This is a genomic window from Gluconobacter thailandicus F149-1 = NBRC 100600, from assembly GCF_000964465.1.
GTDB classification, from domain to species: Bacteria; Pseudomonadota; Alphaproteobacteria; order Acetobacterales; family Acetobacteraceae; genus Gluconobacter; species Gluconobacter thailandicus.
Genome location: NZ_BANH01000069.1, coordinates 1 through 15,699, shown reverse-complemented (window position 1 = coordinate 15,699; position 15,699 = coordinate 1). Strand labels below are relative to the sequence as shown.

Genomic DNA, 15,699 nt, shown 5'->3' with positions numbered 1-15,699 from the left:
CTGTTAAAGTGGAAGACGAGTGAAAGCTTTTCAGCTGTTAGGGCGAAGGCGCGCAATCTCGGCGCGGACAAGGATTTCCACCAGTGATGGCAGGTGAGCGTCCATCCACGTCCGAACCATGGCCCTCACCTCTGTGCGTACCATATCCTCAATTGTCATGCCGCTGCCATTGCTGATGACGGTATCGGATGGGATGGCCTTGCTGCCGCGCGCGCTGAACGCACTCTGAAGATCCTTGAGGGAATGTTCAGCTGCTGCGATGGTCTGTGCACCCATGAGGTCGTCTGATGCAGAACTTTCCATTGATTTCTGCTCGGTCGGAGATGCCGCCTCTGGTGCGGAAACCATCATGGAAGAATCAAGGGTAAGCTCATCTTGAGGTGTGGTGGACGTCATAAGCTGACCCTTTTTATCCTTGTTAATCGTATCGTCATGCAGGATCCGGCGGATCGAGCTGAGAACGGTTTCAATTGTTTCGTCATCACTGCCCGACTGGGACGGTGGTTGCACTGGGGAAGTCATGGGCTGCAAAATTATCCGCGGCTTACAGGAAAGTTTTAACGCCCTGGCTGGTTGATGGCGTAATCGCTCATTCCCCACAGCTTGTTCTTGACGGCGTTGTAATAGGCTTTTTCGTCATAGAGCGGCACGCCCAGCTTCAGGTCCGATGCAGTCAGGCGGCCAATGGAGGCTGCTACAGCATAGGACGACAGCACCAGATTGGAGAGATGCTGTACCAGGGCCTGCTGTGCCGAGAGGAGGGTCTGCTGCTGCTGGAGAACTGCAAGGGTTGTGCTGGTGCCAACAAGTGCCTGTCGCTCGACGCCATCCAGCGCCACCACGTTTGCGGAAATGGCGATACGGTCGCTGGCGATGGATTGCTTGTAGGCAACCATCTGCTGCCAGCTGGCGGCGGCTTTCTGCAGAGCCTGACGACGTTGTACGTCGACTTCCCGATGGGCGGCCTGTGTCTGCTGGCGCGCCCCCCTAATAGCGGAATATTCCGATCCACCTTGATAAATGGGGACCTGGAATGCGATCACTCCGTACTTGTTGTCTGTCAGCGACCGGCTGTACCCCTGATTGACAGAGTGCTGGTAGTTCAGTTCCGCGGAGACCTTGGGCATGATTGCGGAGATCTGAACGGAGACATTGTCCTTCTGTTGTGCTTCCGTGAAGAGCGCATTGACAACATTGGGATTATTCTGAACGGCTAGCCCAATAGCTTCTTTTTCGCTTTTCACAGGAAGGTTCAGAGGCTGAGGCGGCTCAAGGTTCGGAGGCGCTGCAATACCAACGATCTGCAGATACGTAGCCTGTGCGCTCTGAAGCGTCCCTTCTGACTGCTGGCGTTGCGCGGTAGCACTTGCCAGTGCTGCCTGTGCCTGAGCGACATCCGTGCGGGTGATTTCTCCCACATGGAAACGCTCCTCCGTAGCCTGAAGCTGCTGCTGAAGAACACGCTCGTTGTTGATGGCCAACTGAAGGAGTTGTTCGTCTTCAATGACACCAACATATGCATTTACAACGTTGGTAAAGACGTCCTGCTCAGTCGCAATCAGTTTGGCCCGTTCCGCCATGACCTGATTGGTCGCCGCATGGATGCTGGCAAGAGTTTTTCCGCCTTGATAAAGCGGTTGCGAAATATTTACTCCGCCATTGTAACCAGGTGTCTGATACCGGACGTTGCTTCCCAGTGATCCGCCTGTTGAGGCGTAATTGGTGGCGCCGTCATAATAACTCAGGTTCATGGTGCCCTGAATGGTCGGGTGCCATCCAGCCATCGCTGTCGGCACCTGCTCATCCGTCGCACGGAGGCGGGCACGCTCTTCCCTGAGGGTCGGGTTGGTCAGATAGGCGGTGGAGAGGGCTTCCTGCAACGTATGCGGCACAAAGGTTGGCGAACCGCTTCCATCATATTTCTGAGCAAGAGCGGTACCGCTCAGGAGGAAGGTCAGAAGACCCAGCCCGAGAGGACCAGTCATTGTCTTTGCGCCGTTGCATCCTGAAGTCATGAGATATCCTGCCCGTCTGAACACTGTATCGCAGCGTTTCGTGAATCAGCTCTTAATAGCCTGTTCATTCCAAGAAGAAAAATCCTCTTCCGGATTGAAATATCTCTCTTGACCAAAACGCTCTGAGAGACGATACAGCGCCTGTCTCCCCGAGGTCCGGTGGCAGAATGGTGATGTAGCGGACTGCAAATCCGCGAATGTGGGTTCGATTCCCGCCCGGACCTCCAGGAGACCTTATCTATCCCCTTGAAAATCCGAGCATTTTCCTTGTTCCCTCAGGAATGAGCTTCCGCATATGCTGCCGCCGCGCCAAATAGTCCTGGCTGCGGATGCATGATGATCTTGACGGGCATTTCGCTCATTATTGCCTCAAAACGCCCTTTGGCAACGAAGCGTTCTGCAAATCCGGACTCTCCAAGAATTCCTGCCAGACGCAGGCCCAGGCCGCCCGCAATCACGACGCCCTTTGCTCCATGCGCGAGAGCCAGGTCGCCAGAAATCGCGCCGAGACTGAGGCAGAATCGTTCGAGGGCGGCAGCGGCGATGGTATCCGAGCCTTCTATTGCGTTCTGCCAGAGGGTCTTGTTGTCACGCAGGGTAATGGGCAGTCCCTGCTGTTCCGCGATGACTTCATAAAGATTCGTCAGGCCCGGTCCGGACACGATCCGCTCTGCCGATACACGGCGGAAACGTTGACGCAGAGCCTTCAGGATCCGGTCTTCAACGTCATCGAGCGGTGGGTAGTCCAGATGGCCGCCTTCTGTCTCCATGACGAAATACCTCGATCCGCGTCGAAGAAGGCATGCGGCACCCAAGCCCGTACCGGGGCCCACGATTGTAATCGCTCCCTGTGGAGGAAGGTCAATGTCCGGTCCGCAGAGATGCTGCATGTAGGAGGGGTCAACCTGCGCTACTGCATGGGCGACGGCACCGAAATCGTTGACCAGCACGAAATTTTCCAGATGCAGGCGCTGAGCCAGCTGGGACGGATGGATGATCCAGGGATTATTGGTCATCTTCAGGATTTCGCCGGTGACCGGACAGGCGACAGCAATACCCGCTTCTTTTGGCATCGGCCGGTCAAGGGAGCGGCCAAAAGCTTCCCAGGCGAGAGCAAGACTGGCGTGCTCGGCGCATTTCAGGGTGACGGCTTCTCCGAGCTCAACAACTTTCCCGTTCTCGATGCTTGCAATCGCGAAACGGGCGTGGGTGCCCCCAATGTCGACCGCAACAATTTCCCTCATGACAACTTTCCTTTGGCCTGTCTGGCGGATTTAATGTGGAAGCAGTCGCTTACCGGCTGCGTGGCGTCAAGTTAGCGAGACGTTGATTTTCCTAATTTGACGCACGCTGTCGCACTTCTGCGGAGCGCAGGAGGCGATGGGCAATGGGTCGGGGCACCAGCATCTCCAATAGACGCGCCAGTGCAAACGGCCATGGGAACATGAGATGGGCCTTCCCCTGACCGATTGCGCGAGCAATCAGGCGTGCAGCCCTGCTGGAGGAAACGAGGAAAGGTCGGGCTCCTTCAAGGCGTTGACTCATCGGCGTGTCCACATAGCCGGGAGAGACTAGCGTGATATGGACATTATGCGGTGTCATAGCTGCGTGAAGAGCTGTGCTGAACCGGGCCAGGCCTGCCTTGGAACCGCTATAGGCCGTGGCAATCGGCAGATCATGGAATGCGGCGACAGACCCGATCAGGGCAATGTTACCTCCGCCCCGTTTGATCATTCTCCGGGACATTTCGGTCGCCAGTGTGACGGGCGTGGTGAAATTGACCAGCGAGATTGTCTTTACCTCTTCGGGGAGTTCCGTGAGTTCACCTTCCGGCCGGATATCGCCCAGGCCAGCCGCCAGAATGAGAATATCAACCGGAGTTTTGTCATCGGCCGTGCGAAGGGCCTGAAGGGCTGCATCCGGGTCCCGGAGATCCAGAGCCAGTGTCTCGGTCGTTGCGCCGTGTCTGGCGGCCTGCGTTGCGACACGATCCAGACGTGTCTGGTTGCGTCCCCAGAGTATGAGATGTGTGCCAGCCCGTGCATAATGAAGCGCAAGGGCTTCTCCGATGCCGCTTGAGGCTCCGGTGATCAGGATGCGTGATTGAAGACCGGGCCTGTTGGGCGGTGTCGATGTCATGGAAGAAAGATCCACATATTGAAAGTCATGGTCGGATTGATGGTGGAAAGGTATAGCCTTCCCATGCCAGAAGATGCGACCCCGTGCCTGAACGGCACGCTACCCTTTATTCCGGAACCTGTTTTCCAACCAGAGGTGCAAGGCCCGACCCTATGACATCGCCCGCTCCGCAAGATGATCTAGTAGTCCGTCCAGTTACGACGCGGGCACATCTGAAGCTCTTCATTATCCTGCCCCGTCGTATCTACGCTGGGATGCCCGGCTTTGTTCCTTCGCTGGACATGGAACAGAACGACCTTCTCAACCCCCGCAAGGCGGCGATTTTTCGTCACTCCAGCATCCGCTACTTTCTGGCCTGGCGTGGCAATACCCCGGTCGGTCGCATTGCTGCGATTGTTGATCATCGCGCGATCGAGTTCTGGGGCGAGAAAATCGGGTCCTTCGGGGCGCTGGATGCTGTTCCAGAAGCGTCTGTCGTGTCTGCGCTGCTGGATGCTGCACGGCACTGGCTCCGGTTGCAGGGCATGGAACGCGTTCGTGGCCCCGTTACGCTGAGCGGAAACGGTGAGTCCGGCCTCATGATCGAGGGGCAGGATCAGCCTCTGATGATTGCGATGCCGTGGCATCCCAAGTTGCTCGGGCATTTGGTGGAAGCGGCTGGTTATCAGCGAACCGAAGATCTGCTGAGCTACAAGCTGGACCTGACGGATAAAAGCGAATCGATTTTCCGTGTTCCGGGTGATCTGACGATTGGCGAAGGACGTCTTGGGTCAATCTCCCTGACACGCCTCTCCAAGAAGCAGATTGCGGCGCAGGGAGAAGTCCTGCGCACGCTTTATAACGATGCCTGGAGCGGGAAGTACAACTTCGTCCCCCTTCAGGACTATGAAATGAAGGCCATGATCGCTCAGCTCAAGCCGCTGCTGCGGCCTGAGCATTATGTGCAGATTGATCAGGACGGAGAGCCTGTCGCCATGGCTCTGGTCGTTCCAAACCTTTACGACATTGCCGGCGATCTTGGTGGAGATCCCTCACCTTTGGGTTGGGTAAAGCTTGGTGCTCGCCTTGGGCTCCACCGGTTCCACTCTGCACGCGTGATCCTGCTGGGGGTCACCCGGAAACTTCACGGAACCATGCTCGGCTCTCTGCTGCCGTCCCTAGCGATTTCGGAACTGCTGCGCCGTGGTCAATCTCTCCCTTATAAATGGGTCGAGCTGGGGTGGATCCAGGAATCCGATACGCGGATGAAGAACTTGGCGGAAGCTGTCGTACCGCATCCTTACAAGCGGTATCGCCTGTACGAGTGCCCGATTGAGGGCTGAAGGCCGAAAAAGGAACGCGATGGGCAGCGTTCAGAAGTGCTGCCATCCTCCTTTTAAAAACTGGATGACCTGCCCATCCCGATTAAGCGCACGCACGCCGCGTCCTGATCGCAATGATCCTATTCGCGTTACGGGAACTCCGGCTTCCCGGCAGATACGAGCCAGGGAATGTTCGTGCTCAGGCGGACAGGCCAGAAGCAGTTCATAGTCATCCCCCCCGGTCAGTCGTTGTTCCAGCCACGCCGGGCCCAGGGTTTTTGCGGCTGGTGATGCAGGTACGGCTTCTGTCTGAAGGTCGATGGCGACCTCGGATTCTTCGGCAATATGCTGACAGTCCTGAATAAGGCCGTCTGAAATATCCATCGCTGCATGCACGATACCGTTCAGGGCCAATCCTGTTCTTGGCTGCGGTAAGCGATAGCGGTCAGCCAGAAAACCTGATGGATCAGAAATTTTTCCCTGAAGAGTCAGAAGGCCGAGCGCGGCATCGCCGATTGTACCCGTGACCCACAGGCTGTCGCCCGCTTTGGCGCCATTTCGTCGCAGCGCGGTTCCTTTGCTCAGGCGGCCGAATACCGTGGCAGAGAGAACCAGAGGTCCGGACGTGGAGGTTGTGTCGCCTCCCAGAAGCGTCACGCCGTATTGGGCCTGGTCCTCTGATAATCCGGCTACGAAAGCGCTGAACCAGGTGTCGTTGTGACGTGGTCCCCGGGGGATGGTGACGTTCAGGGTGTAGGCGTAGGGCGCTGCTCCCATGGCTGCGATATCTGACAGATTGCAGCGCAGGAGTTTGCGTCCAAGCGTTTCCGGAGGATCATCCGGAAGGAAATGGACATTCTCGACCATTGTGTCGGTTGAAATGGCCAGTTCCTGCCCCGGAGGGCAGGAAATCAGGGCGCAGTCATCTCGAAGGTCGAGACTTTCCCGGCCTGCGAGGGGCCGGAAGTGTCGGGCGATGAAACTGAATTCGCCCGACATGGATCAGGCGTTGCCTTCACCGCGACGGCTCAGGGTATCCAGAATACCGTTTACCATCTTTGGCTCGTCACCGAAGAAGAAGCCATGGGCGACGTCCAGATATTCGTTAATGACGATGCGGTCGGGTGTATCTGTCTCTGCGATCTCAAAAACGGCCGCACGCAGCAGGCTGCGGAGGACCGGATCAAGACGGGAAATTGGCCACTGTTCTGGCAACAGGTCGCTCAGTGTATGATCAACCTTGTCCTGCTTGAGTGTGACGCCACGGACGATTTCCTGCATCAGCGTCAGGTCTGCATCAGGAATGTGACCGTCTTCGAATGAAGCTGTCGGGCTGACGCGGCGGTGGCGGAGGAACTGGTTGAGAACGGTCTCCGCATTGTCGCCGGACTGTTCGCACTGGAACAGGGCCTGAACGGCAGCAACACGGGCGATTGTCCGGCTGCGGCGCGTCGGGGGGCTCGTGGGCGCGTCGGATGCGGTCATGGTGTCTCCTGAGAGTCTTTGGTCGGCAGGGACGCATGTGCGTCCCCGGAAATGGGGTTCATGTCGGCGAGGATCTTCGAGAAAGCCTCGACTTCACGGAAGTCGCGATAGACGCTGGCGAAGCGGACATAAGCCACACCGTCCACCTCACGCAATGCGTCCATGGCAAGTTCGCCGATACGATGTGAAGAAATATCCTGTTCCCCGGAGGCCTCAAGCTGTCGGACCAGCCCGTTGACCAGCCGTTCCTGACGTTCTTCCTCAACCGGGCGTTTGCGGAGGGCCACACGAATGGAGCGTGCGAGCTTGTCCCGATCAAACGGTGCGCGGCGACCGTCAGTCTTGATGACGGTCAGTTCCCGAAGCTGAACGCGCTCAACGGTCGTGAAGCGCTGGGTGCAGGCGGAGCAGACGCGACGACGACGGATTGCCGTTCCGTCTTCGCTGGAGCGACTGTCCTTCACCTGAGTGTCTTCATGTCCGCAGAAAGGGCAACGCATGGACGGTCCTGATTGTTCGGGCCTTGTGGTGGCCGGGGAATTGGAGGCAGTTTACCGGATCATACGTTCCAACCCAAAACGGGCCTGTCCGTTTTTAGGAGACTGTCGTTGAAACGGGTATCTGCTGCTTTTGCTGTTCTGCTGTCGTTTTCTGCGGTTCCGGGCTTTGCTCAGGATGCCGGGGCGCTCCCTGCGGCCCAGCATAATCGCCAGAAAATCGTTGTTCTGGACGGAACGCTATCCCCCTCATCGCATGACACGTCATATGCCAACGGGTATTTTACGATTCGCAATGACGATGATGTCGATCATCTGCTGAAAGGCGTGTCGTCCCCGATCTGCTCCAGCATCACCGCGCATCATACCAATCAGGAACAGACACAGGCGACGAATGACCTGTTTTCCCATCTGTCTCTTCCCCATAATTCGGAAATGATTTTTCCTCCTTCAGGGTATCACCTGCTGTGCAGCGGCATCACAAAGTCCCTGCAACAGGGAGAAAAAATTCCGTTTACCTTCCAGTTCCTGGATGGAGACAGCGTTACGATCGGGTTTGCGGTCAAAAGCGTAAAGTGAAATTCCCGGAAGTCTCAGGCCATGATCGTGGCCGAGATTTCCTTGATGACCGCCAGAACCGATTCGCCATACCGGTCGAGCTTGGATGTTCCCACGCCCTTGATGCTGGCAAGCTCCTGATGGCTGACCGGATGCTCCCGGGCGATGTCACGCAGTACAGAATCGTGGAAAATGACGTAAGGCGGGATTTCCTGTTCCCGGGCTTCTGAAAGCCGCCACTGACGCAGCGCATCGAACACGGTTTTTTCTTCGGGAGACAGGCTCTCGTTTTCCTGATTGCTCGACGGCGTGCGGGCGATCAGGCTCTGGCGCGTATCCTGACGGAGCAGTATTTTTTCGTCCCCGCGCAGGATCGGCCGTGCGATTTCTGCCTGAAGGGCCAGGCTGCCGTGCTCGCCATGGGTCCGGATGGCGCCTCGGGCAATCAGTTGCCTGACAACCGCTCGCCACCAGTTTTCCGTCTGATCCTTACCGATCCCGAACACGGATAAATGGTTATAGGCATGGCGTTCGATTGTTTCGTTCGTCTTGCCCCGCAAAACATTCGTCAGTTGCACGGCGCCAAGCCTTTGACCGGTCCTGTAGATCGCGGAAAGAACTTTCTGGGCTGCTTCTGTGCCGTCAAACGTGGAGACGGGCGTGATGCAGTTGTCACAATGTCCGCAGGGAGATGACAGGTTCTCGCCGAAACAGGCCAGAAGTGCCTGCGTTCTGCATCCTGTGGTTTCCGTAAGGGCGATCATGCTTTCCAGGCGGGATTGCATGACACGTTTTTCATTGTCGGGCGCGTTTGACTGCTCCAGCCAATGGCGCGCCCGCGCCATATCCTCACCGCCATACAGGAGAAGTGTGTCGGATTTTTCTCCGTCACGCCCTGCCCGCCCAATCTGCTGGTAATAGGCTTCCGGAGAAGACGGCATATCCAGATGGATCACGCAACGTACATCTGGCCGGTCAATCCCCATGCCGAACGCGATCGTAGCGACGATCACCATGTCTTCCCCGGAGCGGAAGCGCATGAGGGTCGCACGCTTCTCGATGGGTGAAAGGCCTGCATGATACGGAAGAGCCGTCAGGCCCTTCCCCCGCAGCATGGTGGCGGTGCGCTCGGTTTTGTTCCTGCTGCCGCAATAAACGATGGCTGCGCCGGTTCGGTGACTTTCGAGAGCCTCAAGAAGCTGCTTGCTCTCGCCACCTTTCGGCCGTGCTTCCACAAACAGATTGGGCCGGTGGAAGCTGGCCATAAGCACCCGTGCATCGGGCATTCCCAGAACGTTCAGGATATCATCCCGGGTTCTGGGGTCAGCCGTGGCCGTCAGGGCAATGCGGGGAACATTCGGAAAGAGCTCTGGCAGGGACGCAAGAGCACGATATTCGGGGCGGAATTCATGCCCCCAGGCGGAGACGCAGTGTGCTTCGTCAATCGCAATGAGAGACACTTTGCGCTTTGACAGAAAGTTGGCGGTGCCTGGCTGGAGCAGCCGTTCAGGCGAAATATACAGAATGTCGATCTTGTTGTTGCGCAGATCGTCGCGGAGGATCTCCCGCTCTTCCGTCTCAAGCTCTGAATGAAGGGCTGCTGCACGGATACCGAGCTGCCGGAGACCCGCAACCTGATCGTCCATCAAGGCAATCAGGGGGGAGACAACAATGCCCATGCCGTCACGGCATAGGGCGGGAACCTGATAGCAGAGGCTTTTTCCACCACCAGTGGGCATGAGAACCAGAACGTCCTCGCCTCGCATTACGGTTTCTACGGCGTCTCCCTGAAGACCGCGGAAACCGGAGAACCCGAACACATCCGCAAGGACCTGTTCAGGGTTCTGGCCTGGGCCGGGCGCAAGGGGGATGGATCCCTCCGTCACTCCGGGCGCCGGATCACTGGCCCGGATTGATCGTGATGGAAACACGACGCAGTGCGACGTGCGAGGCATCGATCGTTGTTTCCGGCTCCGGGCGGATCTCGATCTTTGCATCATTAACGCCATCGTTGGCGAGCTGAGTTGCAACGGCCTGTGCACGGCTGTCTGCAAGTTCTTTCAGAACGGCCGGATCCCCATGCACGCCAGCAGAGCCGGAAACACGAATGGTTTGTGCGTGCTCGTTACGGGCAGCCGTTGCGGCCTTCGTTACGACAGCCTGCGCGACCGGGCTCAGGGACACGGAATCACGATCGAAGAACACGACGTAGCTGTCGCGGGAAGGCTGGTCTGCGCAGCCCGCCAGAGCGGCGGTCAGGACGAGAGCCGGAGCCGCAAGACGAATGGAAGAAAAAATACGAACCATGGCGTAACGTCCTGAAAGAAAGGATTGAGGCCTTTAGGTGCCTCTTCGGCAAAGACTGGTCAACCTGCGCTTGAAACAACGTGTCCGTTCTCAAAGCGCCAGATCCGATCAAGCCTTTCAACGCCTGTCAGGCGATGAGCGATCAGTAACACGCTTCGTCCTTCTCCGACATTGTTCAGGGTTTCCAGAAAAGCTTTTTCTGTATCTGCGTCCAAGCCGGTTGCCGGCTCGTCCAGAATAAGAACAGGGGCGTCCGAGAGCAGGACACGGGCCAGTGCAATACGCCTGCCCTGCCCGCCAGAGAGCTTTGATCCGCTTTCACCAATCCATGTGTCCAGGCCATCAGGAAGGGTCCGAACCGTGTCGGCAATCTTCGCCTGTTCCAGTGCAGCCCACAGGGCGTCTTCGGAAATGTTCGTGCGCCCCAGAAGAAGGTTATCGCGGATGGTGTCATCAAACAGGTGGCTGGATTGGGAGAGCCATGCGACCCGGGACCGAAGCGCGTCGTTCTGAAGCGCTGCAATATTTGTTCCGCCCAGAAGAATTTCGCCTTTTTCTGGAGCGGCGACCTTAAGGAGCAGCGCGGCAAGGCTCGACTTTCCGGCACCTGAAGGGCCGATCAGGGCGGCTCGCTCCCCTTCGCGAAGGGTCAGTGTCAGATCCTGAAAAACGGGTGCCCGTTCAGGCGTCCAGCGGAAGGTCACGTTCTCGATGCGGATATCGTGACGGGCTGGTAGGGGTGATGTTCCTTCCTGGACTTGAGAGCCACGTTCGGCAACGTCCATAATACGGTCCGCCGCGTGTGAGACCTGCCCGTATAGAAGGCCTGCACGGGAGAGGCCCGTAACGGCATCCAGGGCTGTGATCGCAACAAATAGAGCAGCGATACCGGCAACAGGCGCAGACTGGTGAAAGATTACGCCTGCAACGGCACAGAGCATGACTGCAACACCCGCTTTCGCAATCAGCCCTGCCAGCCCGTTTGTAAGAGCCATGCGAAGGGACTGGCGTCGTTGTGCTGCAAACAGAACGTCCTGCCGCTGCGTTACGACGTTCGCCAGCACGTCCTCGGCGCCGAAAGCTCTTGCTTCCCGTAAACCCGACGCAAGATCGAGGGCTGCCACCCGGAGATCGGATTCTGCATGAAGAATATCAGGACCAAACTTCCGGGAGAGGCGTGCCGCCATCATAGGTAGGGCAAACGCCAGAATGGCAAAGAGTGCCCCGGTGATCAGGCCCGGTAACGTGCCCGCTTTTAGCCAGACAATGGTCGCTACTGGCAGCGTCAGGACGGCTGCTGCCAGTGGAATGAGAATGCGAAGATAGAGACTGTCCAGCGTTTGCACGTCAGACACCAGACGCGACAGAAGGTCGCCGGATCTCTGAAAGCCAAGGCCTGCTGCGGCGCCCTGAGCCAGTCGGCGGTAGAACCAGACACGCAGATCCGACAGCGCCCGGAACATTGCGTCATGCGTGTAGAGACGTTCGAGATACCGGAGAACGATCTGGGACGATCCAGCGATCTGCAAAAGAGCTGACCCGGCCGCCACCCCTACTGCAGCGGCAGCGATACGGCTGCCCGCCTGCCCCATCAGAAGCAGCCCGGAGCAGACAGCGAGTTCTGCGATGATGCCACCGGTAATCAGGCGACCGTAATGTGGCTTCCAGATCTGGATGATGCGAGAAAGAGCTGTTCCGTTTTTGGGATGCTCGGACTGAAGAGAGGCGCTCATGCCGCTTCCTCCGTATAGGAGATGGCGCGACCTCTATTGAGAACGAGGTGCCGCCCATGGAACTGCCGAGCCTGTGCCGAATGTGTACAGAGGACGACAGTTCTTCCCTGTGTCAGTCTGTGAAGACTGTCCAGAATTTCGGCTTCTGTTGCCGGATCGAGATGGGACGTAGGTTCATCCAGCAGCAGGATCGGTGCGTTTTTGAGGAATGCCCGCGCGATGGCGATGCGCTGGGCCTGCCCTCCGGAGAGGCCGAAACCTCCCTCCCCAATGCGGGTTTCCAGACCTGCCGGAAGGAGCGGAAGGTAACGATCCATGGCTGCTGCCGAAATGGCGGCGTCAAGCTCTGGCTCGGACGCATCAGGTTTTGCGAAAAGGATATTTTCGCGGATTGTTCCCGCGAAAAGAACAGGCTTCTGTCCGATCCAGCTGATCTGGGAAGAAATCTGGCGTGGCGTCATGTTGGCCATGTCCTGACCACCAAGGAAGATGCGTCCCTCGGATGGCGCAACAAAGCCGAGAAGCAGTTCAAGCAGCGTAGATTTTCCTGATCCGGATGGGCCTTCCAGGATCAGTGTTTCGCCAGCCGGAAGCGTAAAACTGACGTTGTGAATGACGGGGCCGCGCTCTTGATTCCACGCAAAAGAGAGGTCCTTTGCAGTGATCGACAGGCTGTGCGCCGCGTCTGTAGCTATCGCTCCCATGACAGCACGTTCGTTCGGGATCGGTTCAAGTGCATGCATGGCTTCGGCAGCAGCCGTTGCATGTGCGCGGTCCTGATAGGCGGCCGACAAGGCACGGAACGAGGCGAAGGCTTCCGGAACCAGCAGGATTGCATACAGAGCACGCGTCAAGGTCAGTTCTGGAGTTGAATTTGTCAGACTATGGCTCTGGGTAATGACGATCAGGACGAGAGCCGCCACCATGGCAACATCTGTCGTCGCAGATGCAATGAAAGCGATGCGCAAGACTTTCATTGTGCGTATGCGCAGGTCATCGGCGCTTTTTGCGAGAGCCTGCGTTTCCCGTTCGGTGCCGCCAGACAGCACGATGGTGGCGATCCCTTTGACGCGATCCAGAAAACGCGTCTGAAGACGGGTCATGGCGAGGAATTGCCGGCGGGATGCCACAGCTGTGGCTATTCCAAAGACTGCCTGGAAAACAGGTAGAGTGGCACAGCAAATCGCAAGGATGATGCCTGCCTTGTGATTCTGCCAGAATACAGCGGCAACCACGATCCACTGAGAGACCAGCCAGAGAGCTGATGCAGGAAGCCAGCGGGCAAAATAGCCGTCCAGAGCTTCAACGCGATCGACCAGTGTTGAGGCGATGACGGAGCTGTGTTGACGGCGTAGGAGAGCTGGTCCCTCCCCGATAATTCGTGCCAGGATGTCTGAGCGCAGTCTTCGGCGTGCGATCAGGCTGGAGGTGGAGGCCATGACGTCCTGAATGACACTCAGTCCCGTCCGGGCCACGCTGACAATCAGGAACAGCCCGATAGCTGGCGGCGCATTGCCCGGATGAGACGTCAGGATGGAAGCAAGTGTCCGGGCCAGAGCCCATGCCTGCATGAGACCCAGCAGGGTCGAGAGCAGTCCAAGGATCACTACGAAGGAGGTACTGGAACGGCTGGCTCGTCCCTGCGCCTTGATCCACGCTTTTGCGATTGTTTTGTCGGCCTTCATGATCCCTGCATATAGGTCGCAAAATCGCCACAAGACAGCCTTTGAAGGATTTCTTGCAGCTTATTTAGATTTTTATGCGGGTTTTCCGGAGTCGGAGCTTTCAGTGATGCCCTATGTATTGGGCGAATCACTCCTGTTGATCGCCTGCTGGGCGAGCGCGACTGCGGTCGGGATAGGGTCGGCTGGCACGAATTTCAGATTGTACCAGGTGCCGTTATCATTGCTGATCAGCAGATCTGCGCTGATCTGACGTGCAAACCCCCGAATCAACTGGATGCCGATGCCTTCCCGACGTGTTCGGGACTCGGAAGCGCGAGCAGCATCCAGGCCAATTCCATTGTCTCCTAGTTCAAGCTCTACAAGACCCTCTTTTTCCGGTGGAGGGTTGGGAACACGGCGAAGGGAAATACGGATGAAACCCGATCGGTTCTCGGGAAAGGCATAGCGTAACGCGTTGCTGACGACTTCCGTTACAATGAGCGCCACGGGAACAGCCTGATCGGGCGAAATCAGCACGTGCTCGATGTCCAGCTTCAACCGGATGCGTGTCTGTGTATTCATGTTGTGTGCGGAAAACAGAATGGAGCAGAGTTCTTCAAGGAAGCTCTGCACGTCCAGCGCAGACAGGCCATTTTCCGAATAAAGATAGCGATGCAGTGTGGCGAGTGCCCTTACTCTGTCGCGTACCAGTCTGAATTCTTCCCGGGCTTCATGGGATCGGATGCGGCTGGCCTGCAGGTTTAACAGCGATGCGACAACCTGAAGGTTGTTTTTGACCCGGTGGTGAATTTCCCGAATCAACATGTCCTGATGATGGGCAGACTGTTCCAGCTCGCGTTCATGACGCGGGAGCCGACGTGTCGCTCGGAGAAATGCACGTTCAAGATGACGGATTTCCAGCGGGATGGAACGATTGATTCGGGGATCAAAAGAGGCGCCGCGTCTCCATTCTGCAACTGCAAGAGCAAGCCGCTCGAGGGGTTCCACCAGAAATGCTCTTGCCGCCAGGGCGACACCAATCAGTTCAAGCGCGAGTAGCCCTGCAATAAGCCCGACCCGGATGAGGAAAATATTAAGAGCCCTGTTCTCCTCGTGAGTACGCTCGGTTGCCACGAGAAGGCTGACTGGGCCGTATGCGTTTTGAAGAACATATGTCGTGCCTTTGATCGTAAAAGCATCATGCAGCGCATGTCTTGCCAGATCTGCGCGGAGACGATCGTGAACTACAGCAGGCAATTCGGGGGTACCGGGATGATCCGGGAATAGCGAAAAGATCGATCCGTCGCTCATGAGCAGAAGGTGACGGGCATTGTCATTCACGCCCAGGAGAAGCCGACCATCTCCTATAGGCAGATGGCTCCTTTGCCAGCCGAGCGTACGGACCGCGATAATATAGCCGCCAATTGCGCCCTGGTTCATCAGGGGAACAACAAAGCGAATCAGAGGGCCACGATTTCCCTTCAGGACATCCACGCCGATATTGGGGCGTTCAGAGCCATCATAGAGAGTCGGTAACAGCTCACCCGACTTGCAGATGGCGGGATCCTGCGAAGCTGGAGGGGGCAAAACCACAGAGGGGCGACCCTGTGAGTCTGTCAGAACCAGTGAGCAGTAGTGATGTTGGGATATGGTCTGAACGAGGCCAAATTCTCTGAGAGCATTGTCAGCAGAGACGTCTCCTTCTGCGAGCATGTCCAGCACGGTGTGCGTCTGATCCATGTCGCTGGAGAGTTCAGACAGGGCTGACTGTGCATCTTTCTCTGTTCGAGAAAGCGCATTGCCCACATTTTCCTGATAATTGTGCCACGCAAGAAGTCCCGCAATGGTAGCGAGTGGCAGTGTCGTCGCGACAATCAGTGCCATGACACGAGCACTGACAGTGTCAAGCATTCTCACACTGCGGAAAATCATTCTACGATAAGGAATGACCAGGCCCCTTAGAGCCTGTTTGGAAAATCACGGGTGAGCATTTCTGCGCA

At 57.2% G+C, this 15,699-nt stretch carries 14 protein-coding genes and 1 tRNA gene; 3 read left to right on the top strand and 12 right to left on the bottom strand.

Features of this window, described 5'->3' with window-relative positions:
* Positions 1 to 30: 30 nt before the first annotated feature.
* Both B7444_RS14190 and B7444_RS14185 read right to left on the bottom strand, forming a co-directional pair.
* A complete protein-coding gene (locus B7444_RS14190) occupies positions 31 to 522 on the bottom strand; it encodes a DUF2497 domain-containing protein (RefSeq protein WP_186810551.1) in 492 nt (163 codons plus the stop codon).
* A gap of 35 nt (positions 523 to 557) precedes the next feature.
* Positions 558 to 2,015, bottom strand: coding sequence for a TolC family outer membrane protein (locus B7444_RS14185; RefSeq protein ID WP_186810552.1), 1,458 nt, complete (start codon positions 2,013 to 2,015; stop codon positions 558 to 560).
* A 153-nt stretch (positions 2,016 to 2,168) separates the two neighbouring features.
* Between B7444_RS14185 and B7444_RS14180 the strand changes: the two genes are divergently transcribed.
* Positions 2,169 to 2,242, top strand: a tRNA-Cys gene (locus B7444_RS14180).
* Positions 2,243 to 2,290: 48 nt separating this feature from the next.
* Here B7444_RS14180 and glk read toward each other — a convergent pair.
* Both glk and B7444_RS14170 read right to left on the bottom strand, forming a co-directional pair.
* Positions 2,291 to 3,259, bottom strand: coding sequence for a glucokinase (gene glk / locus B7444_RS14175; RefSeq protein WP_007282003.1), 969 nt, complete (start codon positions 3,257 to 3,259; stop codon positions 2,291 to 2,293).
* Positions 3,260 to 3,350: 91 nt separating this feature from the next.
* The gene (locus tag B7444_RS14170) at positions 3,351 to 4,154 is read right to left on the bottom strand and encodes an SDR family NAD(P)-dependent oxidoreductase (RefSeq protein ID WP_016738253.1); all 804 of its coding nucleotides are present in this window, start codon (positions 4,152 to 4,154) and stop codon (positions 3,351 to 3,353) included.
* 152 nt (positions 4,155 to 4,306) lie between these two features.
* Here B7444_RS14170 and B7444_RS14165 point away from each other — a divergent pair, with 152 nt between their 5' ends.
* On the top strand, positions 4,307 to 5,476 hold the full coding sequence (locus B7444_RS14165; protein ID WP_007282000.1) for a hypothetical protein: 1,170 nt from the start codon (positions 4,307 to 4,309) through the stop codon (positions 5,474 to 5,476).
* A gap of 30 nt (positions 5,477 to 5,506) precedes the next feature.
* On the opposite strand, the gene thiL is transcribed toward B7444_RS14165, so the two are convergent.
* Genes thiL through nrdR form a run of 3 tightly spaced genes read right to left on the bottom strand, consistent with a single transcriptional unit; the run spans position 5,507 to position 7,440 of the window.
* Entirely contained in the window at positions 5,507 to 6,454 is a 948-nt protein-coding gene (thiL, locus tag B7444_RS14160) for a thiamine-phosphate kinase (RefSeq protein WP_007281999.1), read from the bottom strand.
* 3 nt (positions 6,455 to 6,457) lie between these two features.
* Positions 6,458 to 6,940, bottom strand: a complete 483-nt coding sequence (gene nusB, locus B7444_RS14155) for a transcription antitermination factor NusB (protein WP_007281998.1) — start codon at positions 6,938 to 6,940, stop codon at positions 6,458 to 6,460.
* Entirely contained in the window at positions 6,937 to 7,440 is a 504-nt protein-coding gene (gene nrdR / locus B7444_RS14150) for a transcriptional regulator NrdR (protein WP_007281997.1), read from the bottom strand. Before nrdR ends, nusB begins: the two co-directional genes overlap by 4 nt.
* 108 nt (positions 7,441 to 7,548) lie before the next feature.
* On the opposite strand from nrdR, the gene B7444_RS14145 reads away from it, so the two are divergent.
* Positions 7,549 to 8,016 (top strand): copper chaperone PCu(A)C, encoded by a 468-nt coding sequence (locus tag B7444_RS14145; RefSeq protein WP_007281996.1) that lies wholly within the window; start codon positions 7,549 to 7,551, stop codon positions 8,014 to 8,016.
* Positions 8,017 to 8,030: 14 nt separating this feature from the next.
* Here B7444_RS14145 and recQ read toward each other — a convergent pair whose 3' ends face one another.
* The 5 genes from recQ to B7444_RS14120 form a co-directional block, all read right to left on the bottom strand.
* Positions 8,031 to 9,881, bottom strand: coding sequence for a DNA helicase RecQ (gene recQ, locus B7444_RS14140; protein ID WP_007281995.1), 1,851 nt, complete (start codon positions 9,879 to 9,881; stop codon positions 8,031 to 8,033).
* Between the two features lie 13 nt (positions 9,882 to 9,894).
* Positions 9,895 to 10,302 carry an OmpA family protein gene (locus tag B7444_RS14135; RefSeq protein WP_007281994.1) on the bottom strand — a complete coding sequence of 136 codons (408 nt, stop codon included), beginning with the start codon at positions 10,300 to 10,302 and terminating at the stop codon, positions 9,895 to 9,897.
* A 59-nt stretch (positions 10,303 to 10,361) separates the two neighbouring features.
* Positions 10,362 to 12,035: a thiol reductant ABC exporter subunit CydC gene (gene cydC / locus B7444_RS14130; protein ID WP_007281993.1), complete on the bottom strand. Its 1,674-nt coding sequence runs from the start codon at positions 12,033 to 12,035 to the stop codon at positions 10,362 to 10,364.
* Positions 12,032 to 13,720: a thiol reductant ABC exporter subunit CydD gene (gene cydD / locus B7444_RS14125; RefSeq protein ID WP_007281992.1), complete on the bottom strand. Its 1,689-nt coding sequence runs from the start codon at positions 13,718 to 13,720 to the stop codon at positions 12,032 to 12,034. Before cydD ends, cydC begins: the two co-directional genes overlap by 4 nt.
* A gap of 111 nt (positions 13,721 to 13,831) precedes the next feature.
* Entirely contained in the window at positions 13,832 to 15,610 is a 1,779-nt protein-coding gene (locus tag B7444_RS14120; protein WP_231502739.1) for a sensor histidine kinase, read from the bottom strand.
* Positions 15,611 to 15,699: the final 89 nt, after the last annotated feature.